We start from the raw sequence: 23,293 nt of genomic DNA on the forward strand, positions 1-23,293 counted from the left end.
CGATGCAGGCGGATTACGTGATCGTCGGCGCCGGCTCGGCCGGCTGCGCCATGGCCTTCAGGCTGGCGGAGGCCGGGCGCTCGGTGCTGGTGATCGAGCATGGCGGGACCGACTGGGGCCCGTTCATCCAGATGCCGGCCGCGCTCAGCTACCCCATGAACATGGCGCGCTATGACTGGGGCTTCTCGTCGGAGCCCGAGCCGCATCTCGGCGGCCGCAGGCTGGTCACGCCGCGCGGAAAAGTGGTCGGCGGCTCGTCCTCGATCAACGGCATGGTCTATGTGCGCGGCCATGCGCGCGACTTCGACCACTGGGCGGAGTCGGGCGCCGAGGGCTGGAGCTACGCCGACGTGCTGCCCTATTTCCGCCGCATGGAGCATTGGCATGACGGCGGCCATGGCGGCGACCCGGCCTGGCGCGGGAGCGACGGCCCGCTCCACGTCACCCGCGGCCCCCGGCGCAACCCGCTGCATCACGCCTTCGTCGAGGCCGGCCGGCAGGCGGGCTACGGCGTGACGCCCGACTACAACGGCGCCCGGCAGGAGGGTTTCGGCCCGATGGAGCAGACCGTCTGGAAGGGCGTCCGCTGGTCCGCCGCCAACGCCTATCTCAAACCGGCGCTGAAGCGGGAGAACTGCGGCCTCGTGCGGGCCTTTGCGCGCCGCGTCGTGATCGAGCAGGGCCGCGCCGTCGGCGTGGAGGTCGAGCGCGGCGGCGCGGTCGAGGTGATCGGCGCCGGGCGCGAGGTGATCCTCGCCGCCTCCTCGATCAATTCCCCCAAGCTGCTGATGCTGTCGGGGATAGGCCCCGCGGCGCATCTGGCCGAGCACGGGATCGAGGCGGTCGCCGACCGGCCCGGCGTCGGCGCCAACCTTCAGGACCATCTGGAGGTCTACGCCCAGTTCGCCGCGAAGCGGCCGATCACGCTCTACCGCTACTGGAACCTGCTGGGCAAGGCGGCGATCGGGGCGCAGTGGCTGTTCACGAAGACCGGCCTCGGCGCCTCCAACCAGTTCGAGAGCGCGGCCTTCATCCGTTCCCGCGCCGGCGTTGAGTATCCCGACGTCCAGTATCACTTCCTGCCCATCGCCGTGCGCTACGACGGCAGGGCGGCGGCCGCCGGCCACGGCTTCCAGGCCCATGTCGGGCCGATGCGCTCGCCCTCGCGCGGGGCGGTGACGCTGCGCTCGGCCGACCCCGCCGAGGCCCCGCGGATCGTGTTCAACTACATGTCCACCGAGCAGGACTGGATCGACTTCCGCGCCTGCATCCGGCTGACGCGCGAGATCTTCGCCCAGCCGGCCATGGCCGAGCACGTCAGGTTCGAGATCCAGCCGGGGCCGGGCGTGCAGAGCGACGACGAGATCGACGGCTTCATCCGCGAGCACGCCGAGAGCGCCTATCATCCCTGCGGCACCTGCCGCATGGGCCGGCGCGACGACGCCGGGGCGGTGGTGGACCCCGAGTGCCGCGTGATCGGCGTGGACGGGCTGCGCGTGGCCGACAGCTCGATCTTCCCGCGCATCACCAACGGCAATCTCAACGGCCCCTCGATCATGACCGGGGAGAAGGCCGCCGACCACATCCTCGGCCGCCAGCCGCCCGCCCGCGCCAACGACCGCCCGTGGCTCCACCCCGACTGGGAGAGCCGCCAGCGCTAGGCCGCGCCAGGGCGCCCGACGAGCCGGACGGCCGACACGCCGCAGGCGGCGAGGGCGCGCGCAGACTGCGACCGGCGCCCAGGTCGGCGCCGAGGTCGGCGGCCCGACCGGCGCCGGGGCCGGCGCGCGTTCAGCGCACGCGGGCCTGCACCAGCACCGCCGCCACCTCGGTCTCGCCGAGCGACCTCAGCGCCTCGAGCCGATGCAGCCCTTCGATCAGCACGAAGCGGTCGCCGTCCTCGCGCAGCTGGATGGGCGTCTTCTGTCCGTGCTCCATGATGTCCTCGGCCAGCGCATCGGTCCGCGCCGCATCAAGGGTGCGGCGGCGCTTGGCGGGAACATAGACGCGGTCGATGGGGAGCAGGCGACGCTGAAGCATCGCGCGACGGTATCGCAGCCGCGGTCCGCAGGCCAGCCTTCCGCCAGCCGGGGGCGGCGGCTTCCCGGCCGCCCCCGGCTGGCGGGACGGGCGGGAGGCCCGATGCGCAACCGCACCTTAAGGAAGAATGCGTCTTGTTCGCCCCATGTCTCGAGCCGATCGCGCGGCGCCGCAGGGGAACGACGCAATGAACGATGCGCCCCTGGAGAGCGGCGACGCAGCGGCGCGACGCGAGGGCCGGGCGGAGCGCACCCTGCGCGTCCTCGCGCTGGCCGTCGCCGCCTTCGCGGCCGTCGCGCTCTGCCTCGCCGTCATGGGCGGGCGGAATGCGCTGGAGGCGTCGAGGGCGCGCCTCGCCGCGCAGGAGTATCGCGCGGCCTTCGAGGCGCTGACCGAAGGGGCGACCGCCGCGGCGGAGAACATCGCGCGGCTGCGCGGCGCCTCGGACCATCTCGCGCCCGAGGAGCTGGAGGCGTTCGTGCGGTCCGCCGTCGTCGCCTCCTCGCCCATGGTGCTCCAGCAGGGCTGGGCGCCGGTCGAGGCCGCGGCCCCCGGCGCGGCGCTGCTGCTGATCGACCGCGACGAGGCTTCGGTCAGGGTGCTCTCCGGCGGCGCGGCGCAGCCCGCGCTGGCGGGCCGCCTCGCCCGGATCGAGGCCGGCGCCGTCAGCATCGACGGCTTCGCGACCCGCGATCCGGGCCGCGAAGCGACGCCCGGGGTCGTCACGATCCTCGCGCCGACCGCGCGCGGGGCGGGGCGGATCGACGGCGCCGCCTTCGCGACGATCGATCTCGCCGCCGTCGCCGGCGCCCTGCCGCCCCATCCGCGCGCCGAGATCGTCGGGCTGCGCGTCGTGCGCGACGGCGTCGCCCGTTCGATCTTCGGCGACGGCGTCGCCCGTCCGGCCCTCGGCGACGGCGTCGCCCGTCCGGCCCTCGGCGACGGCGCGGCGAAGGCGGACGACTTCCTGCAGTCGACGCGGCTACGGCTCGCAGACGCCGTTGTGGAGATCGATGTCGGATGGCGCCCCATGCCGGCCTGGCGGGCGGTTCTGGCGCAAGGCGACGGCGCGCTGACGGCGGCGCTCCTCGGCATCCTGCTGACCTGCGCGCTGGCGACGCTCGCGCCCCGCCGGTCGGCGCTTTCGGCGGCGGCCGCCGCGGCCGCCAGCCGGCGGAAATCGCAGCTCGTCGCCGCCCTGGGCCATGAGGTCCGCACGCCGCTCACCGCGATCATCGGCATGGCCGAGCAGATCCGGAAGGGCCCGATGACCGAGCGGCAGAGCGTCGAGGCCGCCACGCTGGTCCGCTTGGCCGAATCGCTGCTCTCGACCATCGGCCAGATCCTCGACTTCTCGACGCTCGAGGGCGGCCGCCTCGACGTCGACAGCGTCGATACCGACCTCGCCGGGCTGGTCGGCGAGGTGGCGCAGGCGATGAACGTGCTCGCCGCGCAGAAGCGGCTCGATCTCGTCGTGAACATGCCCCTGCACGTTCCGCGCCTGGTGAAGACCGATCCGCCCCGCCTGCGGCGGATCCTGACCAACCTGCTGTCGAACGCCGTGAAGTTCACTTCGGAGGGAGCGGTCACGCTCACCGTCTCGCTGAACCGCGAACGCGGCGACCGGGGCGGGCCGGCCTGGTTCCGCTTCGTCGTGGCGGACACCGGCGCGGGCATGACGCCGGAGCAGGCGCGGATCGTCTTCGAACCGTTCGGCGAGGCCTCCGGCGCCGCCGCGCGCGGCGATGGCGGCGCCGGCCTCGGCCCCGGCGTCGCGCGGCGCCTCGCGCGGCTGCTCGGCGGCGACGTCGCCGTGTCGAGCCGGCCGGGCCGCGGCGCCGTGTTCACCCTCGAACTGCCCTTCGAGACGCTGCCCGCGCCGCGTCGGCTGCGGCGTGAGATCGGACTGTGCTCCGCCCAGAAGATCCTCGTCGCCGTGCAGGATGCGCGGACGCGCGACGTGCTGGTGGAGACGTTGGACGGCGTCGGCGCGCTGGCCGTCGGCGTCTGCGACATCGCCGAGGCGCGGGACGCGCTGGCCGGCGAGGAGGCCATGCGCGACCCGTTCGACATGGTGCTGTTTCAGGGCGTGTTCCGCGACAGGGGCTCGCTGCTGGAGACCCTCGATCTCGCGCAGTCCTGCGGGCTCCGGCCGACGCCGGTCTGGGTGCGTCCGAGCTGGATGGTCCCGGCGGAGGCGCCGCAGTCGTCCTGCGGCGTGGCGACCGTGCTCGAGGGCCCGTTCCTTCCCGAGAACGTGGCGCGCGGGATCGCGCATGCGGCGTCGGGCGGTCGGATCGCGGCGTCGCCTGAGCCGGGGAACGCCGCGCAAGGCCCCGGCCGGCGCGGCCCGAGCGTGCTCCTCGTCGAGGACGATCCCGCGAACCGGGAGCATGTCGAGGCGCTGCTGAAGGGCCTCGGTTGCAAGACGCGCATCGCCGGCGACGGCGTGGAGGCGATCGAAGCGATGCGGCAGGCGCGCTTCGATCTCGTCCTGACGGCCTGCCAGACGCCGGCGGCGGACGGCTGCGACGCCGCGGGGCGCATGGTCGAACTGATGCGCGCCGGCGCCCTTTGCGAGGCCCCGATCATCGCGCTCACGGAGGAAACCACGACGGAAGACCGCGCGCGCAGCCTCGCCGCGGGGATGTCGGACTGCCTCGCGAGGCCCGTCCGCGCAGCGGCGCTGGCGGCGCTGGTGGACAGATGGACGGCCCGCGGACCCGCCGGCGCCGCGGCGCAGGCCGACGCGCGCGACGCGGGCGGGGCGCCGCCGGCGGCTGCCCGCCCGTCAACCCCGCCCGCGGCGGCGCCCAGCTCCCCGCCCAGCTCCCCGCCCTGCGCCGCGCCTGCGGGCGGCCCCCCCGACCTCTCCGGGCCCGAAGCGGCGCAGCCCTGGCCAACCGGGCCGCTCGATGCGCCTCTGGAGCGCTTCGCCGCCGAGCTGCGGCGCGACCTTCTCGCCATGCCGGCGGCGCTGGAGGCGGGCGATCTCGACGCCTGCTCGCGCGCCGCGCGCGCCATGCGGGTCTCCGCCGGTCGGATGGGCGCGACCGCGCTCGCGGAGGCCGCGCAGGATCTGGAGCTGTCGGCGCAGGCCGCGGATGCGACGCCGGCGCATGTCGCGCTGACGGTCCGCGCGCTCGCGGTGGAGTTCAGGGCGTTCGTCGCCGGCTTGAAGGGCGCGGCCTAGCCCGTCGGGCGGCCGCCGCGATCCGCGCCGGCGCCGGCGCCGCTTGCCGCGCGCCGCGATCGATGCGCGACTGCGCGCGGACCCGCCGCCGGAGACGCCGCGCATGACCATCGAGGACCAGCTTCACCCCGAGATCGAGCCCTTCGAGACGCGGCGCATCGCCGTCGATCCGCCCCATGTCCTGCATGTGGAGCAGTGCGGGAACCCCGACGGCCTGCCTGCGCTGTTCCTGCACGGCGGGCCGGGCGGCGGCGCCAGGCCGTTCCAGCGGCGCACCTTCGACCCGGCGCGGTTCCGCGTCGTGCTGTTTGACCAGCGCGGCTGCGGGCGCTCCGAGCCTTCGGCGGAGCTCGCCGGCAACGAGACCGCGGCGCTGATCCGCGACATCGAGACGATCCGCGCCGCGCTGGGAATCGACCGCTGGCTCGTCACGGGCGGCTCCTGGGGCAGCCTGCTGGCGCTCGCCTATGCCGGCGCCCACCCCGAGCGCTGCCTTGGGCTGCGGCTGCATGGCGTGTTCCTCGGCTCGCCCGACGAGACGCGCTTCTGGTTCCACGGCATCGGGCGGTTCTTCCCCGAAGCGTTCGCGGAGTTCGAGGCCCATGTCGACGCGGCGGAGCGCGGCGACCTGCTCGAAGCCTACCGCCGCCGCCTGACCGACGACGACCCCGCCGTGCAGGCCGCCGCCGCGCAGGCGCTGCGGCGCTTCTCCGCGCGCAGCCAGACCCTGCTGCCGAGCGCGACGCATGTGAACGCGCTGACCCGGCCGCGCGCGGCGCTGGAGATCGCGCGCATCTTCACCCACTACTGCTCCAACCGCTTCTTCATGCCCGAAGGCCACGCGCTCGCCTGCGCCGCGACGCTGCGCCACCTGCCCTGCGAGATCGTGCAGGGCCGCTACGACGTGGTGACGCCGCCGCGCTCGGCGTGGCGGCTGGCGCAGGCATGGCCGGAGGCGCGCCTCACCATGGTCGATCTCGCCAACCATGTCGCGACGCCGGAGGCGCCGGCGCTTTCGGCGGCGCTGAGGGCCGCGACGGACCGGCTGGCCGACCGGCTGGGGCCGGCGCGTGACGCGCCGACCATCGACGACTGGCTCGCGCCGCGCGCCTGCAAGGCGCCGGCCGTCTCCGACGACGGCGGGCTGCTCGCCTTCCTCAGCGACGAGACCGGCTTCGATCAGCTCTGGACGATGGATCTCGCCGCCGGCGGCCCGCCGACGCAGCTTCTGGCGTTGAACGAATGCGTCGGCGCGGTCGCCTTCCGCCCCGGCGCGCGCGACATCCTGTTCACCACCGACGTCGGCGGCGACGAGCGGCATCAGCTCCATCTGCTCGCCGAGGGCGCCGGGCAGGCGCGGGCGCTGACCGCCGACCCGCGCCGCGTGCACGCCTGGGGCTGCTTCGACGCCGAAGGCGCCCGCGCAGCCTTCTCCCGCAACGCCCCCGACCCGCGTCATATGAGCGTGGTCGTGACGGACCTCGCGACGGGCGCCGAGCGCGTCGTCGTGGAGGGGCCGGGCTGGCGGCAGCCGATGAGCTTCCACCCCGACGGCAGGCTTCTGGTTCAGGACAACCGCGGCGGCATGTTCGACGCCGGGCTCGACCTGCTCGACCTGGACGCCGGCGCCGTGCGCGAGCTGCTGCCGCGCGGCGCGGGCCGCCACATCGCCGCCGCGCGGTGGAGCGACGGCGGCGCGCGGCTCATGCTGGCGATGGACGACGGGACCGGCTTCCACGGCCTCGCCGCGCTGGACCTCGCCTCCGGCGCGCTCGACTGGCTGAGCCGGCCCGAGGGCGACGTGGAGCTGCTCGCGGTCGCCAAGGGCGGCGCGCTGGCGGCATACGCCGTCAACGCCCAGGGCTTTACGCGCATAACGTTGCGCGACATGGCGTCGGGGACGGATAGCGACCTCGCCACGCCCTTCCCCGGCCGCGCCACGGCGCTGGCCTTCACCCCCGACGGCGCGGCGCTGATCGTCGCGCAGGCGGGCTTCTCGCGGCCCTCGACGATCCTGCGGCTGGATCTCGCGAGCGGGGAGGCGACCGTGCTGGCCGAGGGCGCGCCGCCGCCGCCGGGCGCGGTCGAGCCGCGCCTCGCCCATGTCGAGAGCTTCGACGGCGCGCAGGTTCCCGTGTTCGTCTTCGAGCCCGCCGGCCCCGTCCCGCCCGGCGGGCGCCCGGCGCTGGCGATGGTGCATGGCGGGCCGGAGTCGCAATACGCCGCCCATTGGCGGGCCGACGTTCAGCATCTCGTGCGCCGCGGCTGGGTGGTCGTCGCGCCGAACCTGCGCGGCTCCACCGGCTACGGCCGCGCGTGGCAGGCGGGCGACGACCTCGACAGGCGCATGGACAGCGTGCGCGACCTCAAGGCGGTGCGCGACTGGCTCGCCGCCCGGCCGGACGTGGACGCGGGGCGGCTCGTGGTCGCCGGCCAGTCCTATGGCGGTTTCATGGTGCTGGCCGCGATCACCGAACACCCGCAGGACTGGCGGGCGGCGGTGGACTTCTACGGCATCGCCGACTTCAACACCCTGATGGCCACCACCGGGCCGTGGCGGCGGGCGCTGCGGGCGGTGGAGTATGGCGACCCGGACACGGAGGCCGGCCGGGCGCTGCTCGCCGCCATCTCGCCGATGCGCAGGGTGGACCGGATCGAGACGCCGCTCTTCATCGCCCATGGCCTAGACGACCCCCGCGTGACGCCGAGCGAGAGCGAGATGCTGTTCTCGGCCCTGCGCGGGCTGGGCCGCGACGTGACGCTCGTCCGCGTGCCCCACGCCGGCCACGGCTTCACGCGGCTTGGGGACCGCAGCGCCGTCTACGGCGCCATGATGCGCTTCATCGAGACCCGCACGCGGTAGCGGGCGGGGTTCCGGGGCCGCGCCGCTTCAGCCGCGCAGCAGGGCGTCCGCCGCGGCGACGAAGACCTGCGCGCCCAGCGCGATGTCCTGCTCGGCGGTGTCCTCGGTCCAGTGGTGGCTGACGCCGCCGATGCTGGGCGTGAACAGCATTCCGGTCGGCATCAGCGGCGCCATGTACTGCGCGTCGTGCCCCGCGCCGCTCGGCAGCGCCATCCATGCGCCGGGGGCGACGCGCTCGGCGGCGGCCTCCAGCGCCCCGCGCGCGCGCGGGTGCATCACCGCCGGCTCGCTCTGGCCGAGCGTCTCCAGCGTCGCGGGGCAGCGGCCCTCGGCGTTCGCCTCGGCGACCAGCGCCTCGAGCCGCGCGCGCATCCGGTCGAGCACGGCGCGGTCGGCGTCGCGGAACTGGAACAGCATCTCGGCGCGGCCGGGTATGATGCTGGGCGCGCCGGGGTCGAGCGTGATGCGCCCCACGGTCCAGACGCTGTGCGGCCCGGCGACTTCGGGGAACCTCGCCTCGATGCGCTGGCAAAAGCGCGTCAGCGCCGCGCCCGCGTCGCGCCGCGCCGCCATCGACGTCGTGCCGGCGTGGTTCTGCGCGCCCTCGAAGGTGATCCGATACTGCCAGATCGCCACGATGGAGGTCACGACGCCGACGCGCAGCCCGGCGCGCTCCAGCCGGTCGCCCTGCTCGATGTGGGCTTCGAGAAAGGCGCCGTGGCGGCCCTGCTCTAGCTGCGCGCGCGGCAGCCCGGCGAGCCCCGCCTCCGCCAGCGCCTCGCGCAGCGGGCGTCCGTCGGTGCGGTTGCGCGCGGCGTCGATCTCGGCCTCGGTCAGCGCGCCGGTGAAGGAGCGGCTGCCGTGGAAATGGCCGAAATGCCCCTCCTCGTCGGCGAAGGCGATCACGTCGACGCCGGCCCCGGCGCCGGCTAGGCCGGCGTCCTCCGCCACGGCGCGCGCGGCCTCCAGCGCGTAGACGACGCCCAGCGCGCCGTCGAGCCATCCGGCGTGGTTCTGGCTCTCAAGATGCGAGCCGGCGAGCAGCTTCGGCCCGTCGCCCATCGCCCGGCTCACGACGCTGGCGATCCCGTCGATCGACGCCTCGGCGCCGGTCTCGCGCAACTGCGCGACGAGCCAGCGCCGCGCCTCCATGTCCTGCGCCGACAGCGTCGGGCGGTGCACGCCGGTCCTGTAGGCGCCCATGGCGCGCAGCGTGTGGAGATCGCGCAGGACGCGCTCGGGGTTCGCCTGGGCCATGGCGTCGGTTCTCCCTGCTCGCTCGCGCCGGAACGCCGTTCGCGCGCCTCGGCCGCCAGCGCACCTCAGCACGACGCCGGGCGCAGGGAAACCTGGCGCGCGCACGAAGCTGCGGATCGGGCAAGGCTTTGGCCCGGCGCCCGAAAAGCGGGCTGGGGCCGACCCGGGCGCCGCATCGGCGGACTTCGCGCTATCGCAGTGGGCGGCGCTGCGGCTAGCCTGTCTGCGAATCGGACCGGAGGCTCACAGAGTGCCTGCTTCGCTGGCCGCCGACATCGGCGGCACCTTCACCGACGTCGTGGCCGAGCGCGAAGGCCGCCGCTTCACCGCCAAGGTGCTGACCACCCACGGCCGCCCCGAGGCCGCCGTGCTGGAGGGCGCGCGGCAGGTGCTCGACGCCGCGGGGATCGGCTTCGCCGACCTCGGCGCCGTCATCCACGGCGCCACGCTGGCGACCAACGCGATCATCGAGCGCAAGGGCGCGCGCACGGCGCTGATTGCGACCGAAGGCTTCCGCGACGTCGTCGAGATCGCCGACGAGAGCCGCTACGACCAGTACGACATCGACATCGAGAAACCCGCGCCGCTCGTGCCCCGCCCCCTGCGCTTCACCGCGCCGGAGCGCGTCGACGTGAACGGCCGCGTCCTGCTGCCGCTCGACGAGGCGGCCGTGCGCGCGGTCGCGCGGGAACTCGTCGCGCAGGGCGTCGAGGCGGTCGCGGTCTGCTACATCCACGCCTACGCCAACCCCGCCCATGAGCGGCGGACCCGCGAGATCCTCGCCGACGTCGCGCCCGACCTGCCGGTGTCGCTGTCGAGCGAGGTCTGCCCCGAGATCCGCGAATACGAGCGCACCTCCACCACCATCGCCAACGCCTTCGTCCAGCCCTTGATGGCGGGCTACCTGACGCGGCTGCGCGCGGCGCTGGAGGCGCTCGGCTGCCCGGCGCCGCTGTGGCTGATGACCTCCGGCGGCCATCTGACCAGCGTCGAGACCGCCTGCCGCTTCCCGGTGCGGCTCGTGGAGTCCGGCCCTGCCGGCGGCGCGATCCTCGCCGCCCATGTCGCGCAGGAGCGCGCCGAGCCGCGCATCCTCTCCTTCGACATGGGCGGCACCACCGCCAAGATCTGCTTCATCGAGGGCGGCGCGCCGCTGACCTCGCGCAGCTTCGAGGTCGACCGTTCGGCGCGGTTTCTCAAGGGCAGCGGCCTTCCGATCCGCATTCCGGTGATCGAGATGATCGAGATCGGCGCCGGCGGCGGCTCGATCGCGCGGCTGGACGCGACGCGCTCCATCGCCGTGGGGCCGCAGAGCGCGGGCTCCGAGCCCGGCCCGGCCTGCTATGATCGCGGCGGGACGGCGCCCACGGTGACGGACGCCGACGTGGCGCTCGGCCGCATCGCGCCGGAGCACTTCGCCGGCGGCGCGATGACGCTGGACGTCGCGCGCGCCGCCGAGGCGCTGGCGTCGGCGCTGGGCAAGCCGCTCAACCTGCCGCTGGAGATGGCCGCGCTCGGCGTGTCGGAGATCGTGGACGAGAACATGGCCAACGCCGCGCGGGTGCACGCCGCCGAGCGGGGCGTGTCGCTGGAGGGGCAGACGCTGGTCGCCTTCGGCGGCGCCGCGCCGCTGCACGCGGCGCGCATGGCCGAGAAGCTGGGGCTGCGGCGGGTGATCGTGCCGGCCGATGCGGGCGTCGGCTCTGCGCTGGGCTTCCTGCGTGCGCCGGTGGCGTTCGAGCTGGTGCGCAGCCTCTACATGCGGCTCGACGGCTTCGACGCGGGCCGCGCGAACGCCGTGCTCGACGCGATGTCGGCGGAGGCGCGGGGGCTGGCGCAGGGCGCGCCGCGGCTGGCGGAGGCGCGGCAGACGTTCATGCGCTACTGCGGGCAGGGCCACGAGATCGCGGTGGACCTCCCTGACGGCCCGCTCGACGCCGGGGCGCCGGAGGCGCTGCGCGCGGCCTTCGAGCGCGCCTATGCCGGGCAGTTCGAGCGCGTCATCCCCGGCGCCGCGATCGAGGCGCTCAACTGGTCGGTCACGGTCCACGCCCCGCAGGCGCCGCCGGCGCGGACGCCAGCCGTCGAGCCGGCCGCGGCGCCGGCGCCCATCGGCGCGCGCGATGTGTTCGACAGCGCCGCGCGCGCGACCCGCAGCGTGCCGATCTACGCCCGCGCCAGCCTGCCGCCGGGCGCCTGCGCCGCCGGTCCGGCGCTGATCGTGGAGCCGGCGACCTCGACCTACGTCACCGAGCGCTTCGACTTTTCCGTGGACGGCGGCGGCGCGCTGGTGCTCGACCTGAGGAGGGACGCCGCGTGAGCCTTTCGCCCATCGATCTGCAGATCATGTGGTCGCGCCTGATCTCGGTGGTGGAGGAGCAGGCGCAGACCCTCATGCGCACCGCCTTCAGCCCCATCGTGCGCGAGTGCGGCGACCTCTCGGCGGGCGTCTTCGACGCCGAGGGCCGGATGCTGGCGCAGGCCGTCACCGGCACGCCCGGCCACGTCAACTCCATGGCCGAGTCCGTCAAGCACTTCATCGCGCGCTTTCCGCCCGAGACCATGAAGCCCGGCGACATCTACATCACCAACGACCCGTGGATGGGCACCGGCCACCTCAACGACTTCGTCCTGACGACGCCGGCCTTCCACGACGGGCGGCTCGTCGCGCTGTTCTCCTGCACCAGCCACCTGATGGACATCGGCGGCATCGGCTTCGGGCCCGACGCGACCGACGTGTTCATGGAGGGGCTCTACATCCCTTTCCTCAAGCTCGCCGAGGGCGGGCGGATGAACGAGACGCTGCTGGCGATGATCCGCGCCAACACGCGCCTGCCGGTCGACACCGAAGGCGACGTCTACTCGCTCGCCGCCTGCAACGACGTCGGCTGCCGGCGGCTCTCGGCGATGATGGACGAGTTCGGGCTGGAGACGCTCGACGAGATCGCCGCCCACATCCTCGCCCGCTCGCGCGAGGCCGTGCTGCGCGAGGTCGCGGCGCTGCCCAAGGGAACATGGCGCAACGAGATGACGGTGGACGGCTACGACGCGCCGGTGACGCTGGCGGCGGCGGTGACGGTGAGCGACGGCGGGATCCATGTCGACTACGAGGGCACGAGTCCCGCCTCGAGCCGCGGCATCAACGTGCCGCTCTCCTACACCACCGCCTACACGGTGTTCGGGCTGAGCTGCCTCGTCGGCGGGCGCATCGCCAACAACGCCGGCTCGCTGGGGCCGCTGACCGTCTCCGCGCCCGAGGGCTGCATCGTCAACGCGCTCAAGCCGCGCCCCGTCGCCTCGCGCCACGTCATCGGCCAGATGCTGCCGGACGTGGTGTTCGGCGCGCTGCGCCAGGCCGCGCCCGACCGCGCGCCGGCCGAGGGCACGTCGTGCCTGTGGAATCTCAACGTGCGCGGCGTCGCCGAGAAGGGCGAGAGCGGCAACTACGGCTTCACCATGGCCGTGACGTCGAACGGCGGCACCGGCGCGCGGCCTGCGCGCGACGGGCTCTCGGCCACCGCCTATCCCTCGGGCGTCAAGGGCACGCCGGTGGAGATCGCCGAGGCGGTCACGCCGCTCGTGTTCTGGCGCAAGGAGTTCCGCCCCGACAGCGGCGGGGCGGGCCGCACCCGCGGCGGGCTCGGCCAGATCATCGAGGTCGAGAGCCGCATCGGCGCGCCCTTCGACCTGCTCGCCGCCTATGACCGGATCGACCACCCCGCCCGCGGCTGCGACGGCGGGGGGGACGGCGCGCCGGGGCGCGTGGCGCTGGCCTCGGGCGCGACGCTCAGGGGCAAGGGGTTTCAGACGATCCCGCCGGGCGAGCGGCTGGTGGTGATGACGCCGGGCGGCGGCGGCGTCGGGGCGCCCGCCGAGCGCCCGCGCGCGAAGGTGGCGGCCGACGTCGCCGCCGGGCTCGTCTCGCCCGGACAGGCGGAAAAGACCTACGCCATGGAGTGACGCTATCGGAGCGCTGCGGGAGACGCCGACGCGCCGGAACAGGGAGACGCAGATGACGACCACACGACGCACGACCTTGGCGGCGCTCGGACTCGGGGCGCTCGGTCTGGGAGCGATGCTGGCCGCGACGCCGGCGCTGGCGGAGACCCGCTGGGATCTCTCGACCGTCTGGCCCGACGGCAACTTCCATACGATCAACGCGAAGCGCTTCGCGGAGGAGGTCTCGGCCGCGACGGGCGGCGAGGTCGTGATCGAGGTGCGCTCCGGCGGCCAGCTCGGCTTCAAGGGCCCCGAGCACCTGCGCGCCGTGCGCGACGGGCTGGTGCCGATGGCCGACGTGCTCAACATCCAGCAGGTCGGCGACGAGCCGGTGCTGGGCGCCGAGGGCGTGCCGTTCCTCGTCTCCTCGGCCGACGAACTGCGCGCGCTGCACAGGCACCTGCGCCCTGTCTACGAGGCGGTCGCCGCGCGCAACAACCAGAAGATCCTCTACATGGTGCCGTGGCCGACCCAGTATCTGCACATGAAGGCGAAGGCCGAGAGCCTCGACGCGCTCGCCGACACCAAGGTGCGCGCCCCCGACAAGAACGCCGCCGACATGCTCGACCTCGCGGGCATGGCGGGCGTGCTGATACCGTGGGGCGAGGTGGTGCCGGCGCTGGCCTCCGGCGCGGTCTCGGGCGTCTCGACCTCCGCGGTCTCGGGCGTGGACGGCAAGTTCTGGGAGTTCCTCGACTACGTCTATCCGACCAACCACGTCTGGTCCTCGCAGATGGTGACGGTGAACCTCGACGCCTGGGCGGCGCTGACGCCCGAGCGGCAGGCCGCCGTGGAGGCGGTCGCCGCGCGGCTGGAGCCGGAGTTCTGGGAGACCTCGGTGGCGGCGGACGGCGAGAGCCTCGACAAGCTCAAGGCCGGCGGCATGCAGGTGGTGGAGATCCCCGCGCCGATGATGGCGGAGTTCCGGGCGCGCACCGCCTCGATGCTGGAAGACTTCCTCGCCCGCGTCCCCGAGGCCGAGGCGCCGGTGCGCGCCTATCTCGCCGACCTTGGCCGCTGAGGCCGACGCCGCGCCCGTCCCCGCGCCGCTTGCGCGGGGGCTCGCGCTCGTCGACGCCATCGGCCAGGGCGCGGCCTGGGTCGCTGCGGCCTGCCTTGCCGCGCTGACGCTGCTGATGGCCGCCGAGATCGGGACGCGCGCGCTCTCCAACGTCGCCCCGATCTTTCCGGCGACCATTCCTGTGGCTTGGGAATACTCCTCCTGGCTGATGGGCAACGCGTTCCTGTTCGGCTCGGCGGCGACCCTGCGGGCCGGCGGGCACATCCGGGTCGCCGCGCTCGTGTCGGCGCTGCCGCCGGGGGCGCTGCGCATTCTCGAGATCGCGGCGTCCGCCGTCGGGCTCGGCGCGACGCTGTTTCTCGCCAGCTCCATGACTTCCTTCGCGCTCGACGCGATGGCGCGGGGGCAGAGTTCGGCCGCCACCGGCGCGCTGACCTGGCCCGCCAAGGCGGGGCTGGCGCTCGGCGCCTCGATTCTGTGCCTGCAGATGGCCGCGCGGCTCGTGCGTGCGCTGGCGGGGCTGCCGCCCGACGCGCCGCGCCGCGCCGTCGAGCTTCACGCCGACTGACGGGAGGGGCCGATGGGCGTCGTGCTGGGCTCGATGGTGGGCGTGCTCGCCCTGCTGCTGGCGGGCGGCGTCTGGATCGGGCTGGCGCTCGGCCTGACGGGCATGACGCTGCTGGGCATGTTCCGCAGCATGCCGCTCGACAAGCTGCTGCCGCAATATGTCTGGAACATCCTGACGACGTCGGAGCTGGTGGCCCTGCCGCTGTTCATCGTGATGGGCGAGATCCTGTTCCGCACCCGGCTCTCTCAGTCGCTGTTCAACGGGCTGGCGCCGCTGATGGGGCTGCTGCCGGGGCGGCTGCTGCACGTCAACGTCGTCGGCTGCTCGATCTTCGCCGCGATCTCCGGCTCCTCCGCCGCCACGACGCAGGTCGTCGGTCGCATCTCGCTGACGGAGCTGACGCGGCGCGGCTACGACCCCGCCGTGGCGATGGGCAGTCTCGCCGGCGCGGGCACGCTGGGGTTCCTCATCCCGCCCTCCAACATCATGATCATCTACGGCGTGCTGGCCGACGTCTCGATCCTGAAGCTGTTCGCGGCGGGGCTGATCCCCGGGCTGCTGCTGGCCGGCTGCTTCATGGGCTGGATCATGGTCCAGGCGACGCTGCGGCCCGGGATCGTGCCGGCTTCGGAACGCGCGCTGGGGCGGATGCGGCTGCGCGACAGGCTGATGGCGACGCGCGAGCTGGCCCCGGTCGTGCTGCTGATCCTGTGCGTGCTCGGCTCGATGTATGGCGGGATCGCCACGCCGTCCGAGGCCGCGGCGGTGGGCGTGCTCGGGGCGCTGGCCATCGCGGCCTTCCAGGGCGCGCTCGACCGCGCCGCGCTGCGCGACATCGCCCTCGGCGCCGCCGGCACCTGCTCGATGATCGCGCTGATCGTGCTGGGCGCCTCGATCCTGTCGAACGCCTCCGCCTTCCTCGGCGTGCCCGGCGCCGTGGCGCAGCTCGTCACGGCGATGGAGCTGACGCCCTTCGCGCTGATCGCGGCGCTGATCGTGCTCTACCTCGTGCTGGGCTGCTTTCTCGACGGCTTCAGCATGATCGTGATGTCGCTGCCCATCGTGCTGCCGCTGATCGGCGCGGCGGGCTTCGACAAGGTGTGGTTCGGGGTGTTCCTCGTGATCGTGGTGGAGATGTCGCAGATCACGCCGCCGGTCGGCTTCAACCTCTTCGTCATCCAGGGCCTCACCGGCGAGAGCCTCGGCCGCATCGCGCGGGTGACCCTGCCATACCTGCTGATCATGGCGGCCTTCGCCATGGTGATGGCCCTCGCGCCGGGGCTGGCGCTGTGGCTGCCCGGCCTGCTTGCGTGACGGCGCGCCCGGCGGCGACCTCCGGAGCCGCGTCTGCGGCCTTCGTGGGCAGGTGCGCGATCATGCTGCATCCGGGCGCCGAGAAAATGAACCGATCGCCGCCGCATGGCCGATCCGGCGACACAGGCGTTGACCCGGCGGCGTTAATGCATCGTAGTCGGCGGGTAACGAAAAGGGGGAGACGCATGTTCCGCAACGCAGTCGTCGCAGCCTTCGCCACGGTCGCACTGGCCGGAGGCGCAGACATCGAAGCCGCCAGCGCGCAGGAGCTGCCGTCGCTCCAGATCAAGGCGGTCGGCCTGAACGGCGCCACGCCGGTCTCGATCATCGACGAGGTGCCGTTCTGGACCGAGACGATCCCCGCCGCCTCGGGCGGCCGGATCACCGCGCAGATCACGCCGCTCGACCAGATGGGCATCGACGACAAGACGATGCTGCGCCTGCTGAAGCTGGGCGTGATGGACTTCGCCGGCATGGACATCTCCAAGATGGCCGGCGACGACGCCGTGTTCGAGGGCTGCGACCTCGCCGGCCTGACGCTGACGCCCGCCGAGGCGCGCGCGGCCTGCGAGGCGTGGCGGCCGGTGATCGACGAGACGCTCCAGCGCGACTGGGGCGTGAAGCTGCTCGCCATCGGCGGCAACACGCCCCAGGTGTTCTGGTGCCGCGAGCCGATCGACGGGCTCGACAGCCTGCGCGGCAAGAAGATCCGCGTCTTCAACAACACCATGCGCGACTTCCTCGCCGGGCTCGACGCGACCGTGATCTCGATGGCCTTCGCCGAGGTGGTCCCGGCGCTGAACAACGGCGTGGTGGACTGCGCGGTGACCGGCAGCCTCTCGGGCAACACCGCCGGCTGGACCGAGGTGACCGAGGCGATCTACCCGCTCTCGCTCGGCTGGAGCATCAACATCCTCGCGGTGAACCTGAAGACCTGGCAGCGGTTCGACGAGCCGACCAAGGCATTCTTCCTCGAACAGGCGGGCGCCTACGAGGACAAGATGTGGCGCACGCTGACCCAGGCCACCGACGAGGCCGCGAACTGCAACACCGGCCAGCAGCCCTGCACGCTGGGGAAGCTGGCAAGCACGACCATCGTTCCCGTCGCCGAGAAGGACAGCGCGGCGAAGAAGGCGCTCCTCGAAAGCGCCGTGCTTGCCGGCTGGGCCCAGCGCTGCGGGGCGGACTGCGTCACGGAATGGAACGAGACCGTCGGCGCGAAGCTCGGCCTGACAGCGCCGGCGCCCTGAGCGCCGCCGCCTCGCGCCGGAGCGCGCCGATGACGCCATACCGTGAGGAACGGCCCTCCCGCGCCGGCGCGGGGGCGGCGTGATGCTGCGGCTGGTCGCCGGGCTGCGGAGCGCCGCGCGCGTCGCCTCCTGGGGCGCCGGGGCGCTGATCATGGCGGCGGCGATCCTGATCGGCGTCGATGTGATGCTCCGCGGCGCGTTCCGCGTCTCGATCGGCGGGGCCGACGAGCTGGCCGGTTACGCGCTCGCCGCCGCCGCCGCCTGGGGGCTGGGGCTGGCGCTGACGGACCGGGCGCATATCCGTATCGACAGTCTCTATGGCCTGTTTCCCATGCGGCTGCGGCTGATCCTCGACTTCCTCGGCCTAGGCCTGTTCATCGGCTTCTTCGGCTTCGCCTGCTGGCACGGGCTGGGCGTGCTGGAGCAGTCGCTCCAGTCCGGCTCGCGCAGCCAGTCGGCGCTGCAGGTTCCCACCGCGTGGCCGCAGGCGCTGTGGCTCGCCGGGCTCGTGGCCTCGCTGCTGGTCGGCGTCGCGCTGTGGGCGGCGGCCGCGGCGTTGGTCCTGCGCGGCGAGGCGGGCGCCGCGACGCGGCTGATCTCCACGCGCTCGGCGCAGGAGGAGGTCGCCGAGGAGATCGCCGCGACTCACGCGCGCGCCGAATGACCGTCGCCGCTCTCCCACGGTCGCCCGAGGCGGCGCGCTGATGGTTCTCGTCACGGTCCTCATCCTGCTGGGGCTGCTCGCCGTCGCCGTGCCGGTGGCGGCGGTGCTGGGGGTGCTGGGCCTCTCGCTCTCCACGCTCTACTCGCCGCTGCCGCTGACCTTCGCGATGGGCGAGATCCTGTGGTCGACCTCGAACAACTTCCTGCTCGTGGCGATGCCGTTCTTCATCCTGCTCGGCGAGATCATGCTGCGTACGGGCATGGCGGAGCGGATGTACGCCGCGCTGGCGCTGTGGATGCCGTGGCTGCCCGGCGGGCTGATGCACGCCAACGTCGCGGCCTGCGCGCTGTTCGCCGCCACCTCCGGCTCCTCGGTCGCGACCGCCGCCACCATCGGCACCGTCGCGCTCGACGAGGTGGAGAAGCGCGGCTACTCCGAGCGGCTGTTTCTCGGCACCATCGTTGCCGGGGGCACGCTGGGCATTCTTATCCCGCCCTCGATCAACATGATCGTCTATGGCGTGCTGACCGAGACCTCGATCCCGCAGCTGTACCTCGCGGGCTTCCTTCCGGGGCTGCTGCTGGCGGCGCTCTTCAGCCTCACCGTCGTCGCTCTGTGCCTGATCAACCCCGCGCTCGACGGCGAGCGGCTCACCTCGAGCCGGGCGCAGCGCCGCGCCGCGCTGCCCGACCTCCTGCCTCCGGTGGTGATCTTCCTCGCCGTGGTCGGCTCGATCTACGCCGGCTGGGCGACGGCGACCGAGGCGGCGGCGCTGGGCGTGATCGCCGCCCTCGCCATCGCCGGGGCGCAGCGACGCCTGAACCTGCCGGTCCTGCTGTCGGCCTTCGAGGGCACGATCCGCACCACGGCGATGATCATGGCGATCATCCTCGCGGCCTATTTCCTCAACTTCGTCATCACCGCCATCGGGCTCACCGGACAGATCAACGCGCTGATCACCTCGCTGGGGCTGTCGCCCTACGCGCTGCTGGCCGTGGTGGTCGTGTTCTACCTCGTGCTGGGGATGTTCATGGAGACGCTCTCCATGATGGTCGCAACCGTGCCGATCATTGCGCCGGTGGTCGTGGCGGCGGGGTTCGACCCGGTGTGGTTCGGCGTCGTGGTGATGCTGCTGATGGAGCTCGCTATGATCACGCCGCCGGTCGGCATCAACCTCTACGTCGTGCAGGGGCTGCGGACCCGCGGCCGCATCGACGACGTCATCATCGGGGCGGCTCCGTTCGTCATCGCCATCATGGCGACCGTGCTGCTGCTCGCCGTCTGGCCGCAGATCGCCCTCTGGCTGCCCGGCGCGCTGCGCTGAACCTTGTCCCGGCGCCCTGCGCCTGCTGTCGCGGAGACTGCATTGACCGAACCCCACATCCGCATCGGCGTCGACATCGGCGGCACCTTCACCGATCTGCAGATCCTGAACGAGGCGACCGGCGCCCTGGCGAGCTTCAAGACGCCGACGACGCCCGACCCGTCCGAGGGCCTCGTGACCGGCGTGCGCGAGGCGGCGGCGCGCTTCGGCTTCGACCTCGCGGCCGTCCGCCTGATCGTCCACGGCACGACCATCGCCACCAACGCGGTGCTGCAGCGCCGCCTCGCGCGGGGCGTGCTTCTGACGACCGCGGGCTTCGAGGACGTGCTGGAGATCGGCCGCCACGGCCGCCGCGACATCTACGGCCTGAAGCCGCACCAGGAGCCGCCGCTGATCCCGCGCGACCGCCGGCTCGGCCTGCCCGAGCGGATGCGCGCCGACGGCTCGGTGGAGACGCCGCTGACCGGGGCCGCGGTCGCCGAGGCGCTGGACCGGCTCGCCGCGCTGGGCGCGGAGGCCGTCGCCGTCTGCCTGCTCAACGCCCATGTCAACGCGGCCCACGAGACGGCGCTCGCCGAGGCGCTGGCGCGCGCGCGCCCCGACCTGCCGGTGTCGGTCTCCTCCGCCATCAGCCCCGAGATCCGCGAATACGAGCGCTGCTCGACCACCGCCCTCAACGCGCTGCTGATGCCGACCGTGGGCGGCTACCTCGAGCGGCTGGGCGGGCGGATGGCGGAGGCGGGCCTCTCGGCGCGGCTGCTGCTGGTGCAGTCCAACGGCGGCGTCTGCACGGCGGCGCTGGCGAAGGCGCAGCCGGCGCGGCTGCTGCTCTCGGGCCCCTCCGGAGGGGCGCTCGCGACGCTGCGCACCGCGAAGGCGCTGGGCCGCGAGAACGTCATCGGCGTCGACATGGGCGGCACCTCCTACGATGTCTGCGTCGTGGCGGGTGGCCGGCTGACCTCGGTGACGCAGGGCGAGATCGACGGGCTGCCCGTCCGCCTGCCCATGGTGGAGATCCGCACCATCGGCTCCGGCGGCGGCTCCATCGCGCGGGTGGACGAGGCCGGGCGGCTGCGGGTGGGGCCGGAAAGCGCGGGGTCGCAGCCCGGCCCGGTCTGCTACGGGCGCGGCGGCGAGCGGCCTACCGTGACCGACGCGAACGTGGCGCTGGCCCGGCTCGACCCCGGCTTCTTTCTAGGAGGCGCCATGGCGCTCGACCGCGCCGGCGCGGCGGCGGCGATCTCGCGCGACGTCGGTGCGCCGCTGGGGCTGGCGCCGGAGGCGGCGGCGGAGGGGATGCTCGCGGTGACGGAGGCGCGCCTCGCGGCCGCGGCGCGGCTCAGCCTGTTCGAGAAGGGGCTCGACCCGCGGGAGTTCGCGCTGCTCTCCTTCGGCGGCGCGGGTGGGCTGCACGCCACCAGCGTCGCCGAGGCGCTGGGCGTGCGTGAGGTCGTGTTTCCCGCCGACGCCTCGACCTTCTCGGCCTTCGGCATCCTCTATTCCGACATCACCCACGATCTTGCGCGCTCGCGCGTCACCCCCGCCGACGAAGCCGCGCTGCCCTGGCTCGCCGAGACGCTGGCGGAGCTGCGCGCGCAGGGCGAGGCGCTGCTCGCCGACGACGGCGTGCCCGAGGCCGACCGGCGCGCCGCCGTCTCGGTCGACATGCGCTATCGCGGGCAGGCGTTCGAGCTGGTCACGCCTTGGGAGGTCGACCTCCCCGACGCCGCGGCGCTGGCGCGGCTGCTCGACGGCTTCCACGAACTGCACCGGCTGCGGTTCTCCTACAGCGACCCCGACGCCGCGACCGAGATCGTGGCGGTGCGCCTGAACGCCATCGGCGCGCTGCGCACGGCGACCGAGGCGGGGCGCAGCGCTGGCGGGGAGGGGACGCCGCCGGGCGTCCGCGAAATCTGGCTCGGCGGCGGCTGGCGGCCCGCAGCGGTTCACCGCCGCGAGGCGCTGACCGCCGCCGTCGACGGGCCGGCGCTCGTCGAGGAGGAATACACCACCTGCCTCGTCGGCGAGGGCTGGCGCTGCGCGCCCGGCCCCGCCGGCGCGATGATCGTCACGAGGACCGCGCCATGACCCCCGACGCCCTCAAACCCGACGCCGACGCGCTCAGCCCCGTCAGCCTTGAGATCTTCCGCAACGCGCTGACCGCCACGGCGGCGGAGATGGACGTCACCGTGTGGCGCACCTCGCGCTCAACGGTGGTGCGCGAGCTGCTGGACTACTCCACCGCCGTCTTCGACCGCGACGGCCGCAACGTCGCCCAGGCCGCCCGCATCCCGCAGCACCTCAACTCCATGGGCGCCGGGCTGCTGACGGTGATCGAGGAGCATCTGCCGCTCGACCGGTGGGAGGACGGCGACGTGGTGATCACCAACGATCCCTACAGCGGCGGCCAGCACATCCCCGACATCCTCGCCTTCCGCCCGGTGTTCGTGAACGGCGCGCGCGTCGCCATCGTCGGCACGCTCTGCCACCATCTCGACATGGGCGGCATGGCGGCGGGCTCCTACTCCGCCACGGCGACGGAGATCTTCCAGGAGGGGCTGCGCATCCCGCCGATCAAGCTCGTCCGGCGCGGCGCAATGGACGAGAACGTGTTCGCGATCATGACGCGCAACGTGCGGCGGCCGGACATGCTGAAGGGCGACCTTCAGGCGCAGCTCGCCTCGCTCGGCGTGGGCGAGGCGAATGTGCGCGCGCTCGCCGGGAGGGTGGGCGCGGAGGTCTTCGTCGCCTCCTGCGCGCGCATTCTCGACCAGTCCGAGGCCGCGATGCGGGCGATGCTCTCGCGCATTCCCGACGGCGTCTATTCCTTCGAGGACTGGCTGGACGACGACGGCATCACGCCCGACCCGATCCGCATCCACGCCGAAGTCACCATCGCTGGCGACCGCGCGACGGTGGACCTTTCCGGCTCCAGCCCGCAGGCGCGCGGGCCGGTGAACGCGACGCTGGCCTCGTCGCTCTCGGGCGTCACCTTCGCGATGCTCGCTGTCTCCGACGTCGACATCCCCGCCAACGCCGGCTGCATGAGGCCGGTGACGGTGGTCGCGCCCGAGGGCCTCGTCGTGAGCGCGCGGAGCCCCGCGCCGGTGGCCAACCGCATCGCCTGCACCCATCGCGTCGCGACCACCATCCTCGGCGCGCTGAGCCGCGCGATCCCCGACCGGGTGCCCGCAGCCTACTACGGCGTCAGCTATGTGATGACCTTCCAGACCATCGGGCTGGACGGCGCGCGCGGCGTGCTGGTGGAGATCGAGGTCGGCGGCTCCGGCGCCCATCACGACGTCGACGGGCTCTCGGGCTACACCTACGGGATGCACAACAACTCCAACATCCCCGTCGAGATGATCGAGAGCGAGATGCCGCTGACGATCATGGCCTATGGCCTCTCGCCGGGGTCGGGCGGGGCGGGGCGGCGGCGCGGCGGGCTGGGCCTGTTCCGGGAATGGCGCGTCGACAGCCCGGAGGCGATCTTCTCCGCCAACGCCGAGCGCTTCCGCTTCCGCCCCTACGGTCTGGAGGGCGGCGAGCCGGGGCGCGAGGGCCGGCTGACGCTGATCCGCGACGGCGAACGCACGGCGCTCGGCTCCAAGGTCAACAACCTCCCGCTCAGGCGCGGCGACGTGATCCGGCTGGAGACCTCGGGCGGCGGCGGCTTCGGCCCGCTGGCTGACCGCGCGCCGGAGGCGGCGGCGCGCGACGCGGCCCTCGGCTACGTCTGAACCCGCGGCCCTGCGGCGTCATCGGACGGCCCGGGCCCTCGATTGCATGGCCGCGGGGCG

At 73.6% G+C, this 23,293-nt stretch carries 15 protein-coding genes; 13 read left to right on the plus strand and 2 right to left on the minus strand.

Going from position 1 to position 23,293, the window contains the following annotated elements:
• Positions 1-2: 2 nt before the first annotated feature.
• Complete coding sequence (gene betA / locus BLW43_RS03500) at positions 3-1,661, plus strand: choline dehydrogenase (protein WP_093248448.1); 1,659 nt, start codon at positions 3-5, stop codon at positions 1,659-1,661.
• A gap of 130 nt (positions 1,662-1,791) precedes the next feature.
• Here betA and BLW43_RS03505 read toward each other — a convergent pair whose 3' ends face one another.
• Positions 1,792-2,040: a ParB N-terminal domain-containing protein gene (locus tag BLW43_RS03505; protein WP_093248451.1), complete on the minus strand. Its 249-nt coding sequence runs from the start codon at positions 2,038-2,040 to the stop codon at positions 1,792-1,794.
• A 187-nt stretch (positions 2,041-2,227) separates the two neighbouring features.
• Here BLW43_RS03505 and BLW43_RS03510 point away from each other — a divergent pair, with 187 nt between their 5' ends.
• Positions 2,228-5,233, plus strand: a complete 3,006-nt coding sequence (locus BLW43_RS03510) for a hybrid sensor histidine kinase/response regulator (protein WP_093248454.1) — start codon at positions 2,228-2,230, stop codon at positions 5,231-5,233.
• A 103-nt stretch (positions 5,234-5,336) separates the two neighbouring features.
• Positions 5,337-8,096 (plus strand): prolyl aminopeptidase, encoded by a 2,760-nt coding sequence (pip, locus tag BLW43_RS03515; RefSeq protein ID WP_139283975.1) that lies wholly within the window; start codon positions 5,337-5,339, stop codon positions 8,094-8,096.
• A 27-nt stretch (positions 8,097-8,123) separates the two neighbouring features.
• Here the strand turns inward: pip and BLW43_RS03520 are convergent, their stop codons facing one another.
• The gene (locus BLW43_RS03520) at positions 8,124-9,353 is read right to left on the minus strand and encodes a Zn-dependent hydrolase (protein ID WP_093248461.1); all 1,230 of its coding nucleotides are present in this window, start codon (positions 9,351-9,353) and stop codon (positions 8,124-8,126) included.
• A 250-nt stretch (positions 9,354-9,603) separates the two neighbouring features.
• Between BLW43_RS03520 and BLW43_RS03525 the strand changes: the two genes are divergently transcribed.
• From BLW43_RS03525 to BLW43_RS03570, 10 genes are all read left to right on the plus strand, one after another.
• Positions 9,604-11,673, plus strand: a complete 2,070-nt coding sequence (locus BLW43_RS03525) for a hydantoinase/oxoprolinase family protein (RefSeq protein WP_245730907.1) — start codon at positions 9,604-9,606, stop codon at positions 11,671-11,673.
• Positions 11,670-13,313 (plus strand): hydantoinase B/oxoprolinase family protein, encoded by a 1,644-nt coding sequence (locus tag BLW43_RS03530; protein ID WP_217632092.1) that lies wholly within the window; start codon positions 11,670-11,672, stop codon positions 13,311-13,313. The genes BLW43_RS03525 and BLW43_RS03530 overlap by 4 nt, the downstream gene beginning before the upstream one ends.
• Positions 13,314-13,365: 52 nt before the next feature.
• Entirely contained in the window at positions 13,366-14,373 is a 1,008-nt protein-coding gene (locus BLW43_RS03535; protein WP_217632093.1) for a TRAP transporter substrate-binding protein, read from the plus strand.
• Positions 14,363-14,941, plus strand: coding sequence for a TRAP transporter small permease (locus BLW43_RS03540; RefSeq protein WP_093248465.1), 579 nt, complete (start codon positions 14,363-14,365; stop codon positions 14,939-14,941). The genes BLW43_RS03535 and BLW43_RS03540 overlap by 11 nt, the downstream gene beginning before the upstream one ends.
• A 12-nt stretch (positions 14,942-14,953) precedes the next feature.
• Positions 14,954-16,255, plus strand: coding sequence for a TRAP transporter large permease (locus BLW43_RS03545; protein WP_093248467.1), 1,302 nt, complete (start codon positions 14,954-14,956; stop codon positions 16,253-16,255).
• 185 nt (positions 16,256-16,440) lie between these two features.
• Positions 16,441-17,505, plus strand: coding sequence for a TRAP transporter substrate-binding protein (locus BLW43_RS03550; protein ID WP_175478738.1), 1,065 nt, complete (start codon positions 16,441-16,443; stop codon positions 17,503-17,505).
• An 82-nt stretch (positions 17,506-17,587) separates the two neighbouring features.
• Positions 17,588-18,169: a TRAP transporter small permease subunit gene (locus BLW43_RS03555; protein ID WP_093248471.1), complete on the plus strand. Its 582-nt coding sequence runs from the start codon at positions 17,588-17,590 to the stop codon at positions 18,167-18,169.
• A gap of 40 nt (positions 18,170-18,209) precedes the next feature.
• Complete coding sequence (locus tag BLW43_RS03560; RefSeq protein WP_093248473.1) at positions 18,210-19,493, plus strand: TRAP transporter large permease; 1,284 nt, start codon at positions 18,210-18,212, stop codon at positions 19,491-19,493.
• 42 nt (positions 19,494-19,535) lie between these two features.
• Complete coding sequence (locus BLW43_RS03565) at positions 19,536-21,581, plus strand: hydantoinase/oxoprolinase family protein (protein ID WP_093248475.1); 2,046 nt, start codon at positions 19,536-19,538, stop codon at positions 21,579-21,581.
• Positions 21,578-23,233, plus strand: a complete 1,656-nt coding sequence (locus BLW43_RS03570) for a hydantoinase B/oxoprolinase family protein (protein ID WP_093248477.1) — start codon at positions 21,578-21,580, stop codon at positions 23,231-23,233. Before BLW43_RS03565 ends, BLW43_RS03570 begins: the two co-directional genes overlap by 4 nt.
• Positions 23,234-23,293 lie beyond the last annotated feature (60 nt).

The organism is Rubrimonas cliftonensis, from assembly GCF_900107585.1.
Lineage (GTDB): Bacteria > Pseudomonadota > Alphaproteobacteria > Rhodobacterales > Rhodobacteraceae > Rubrimonas > Rubrimonas cliftonensis.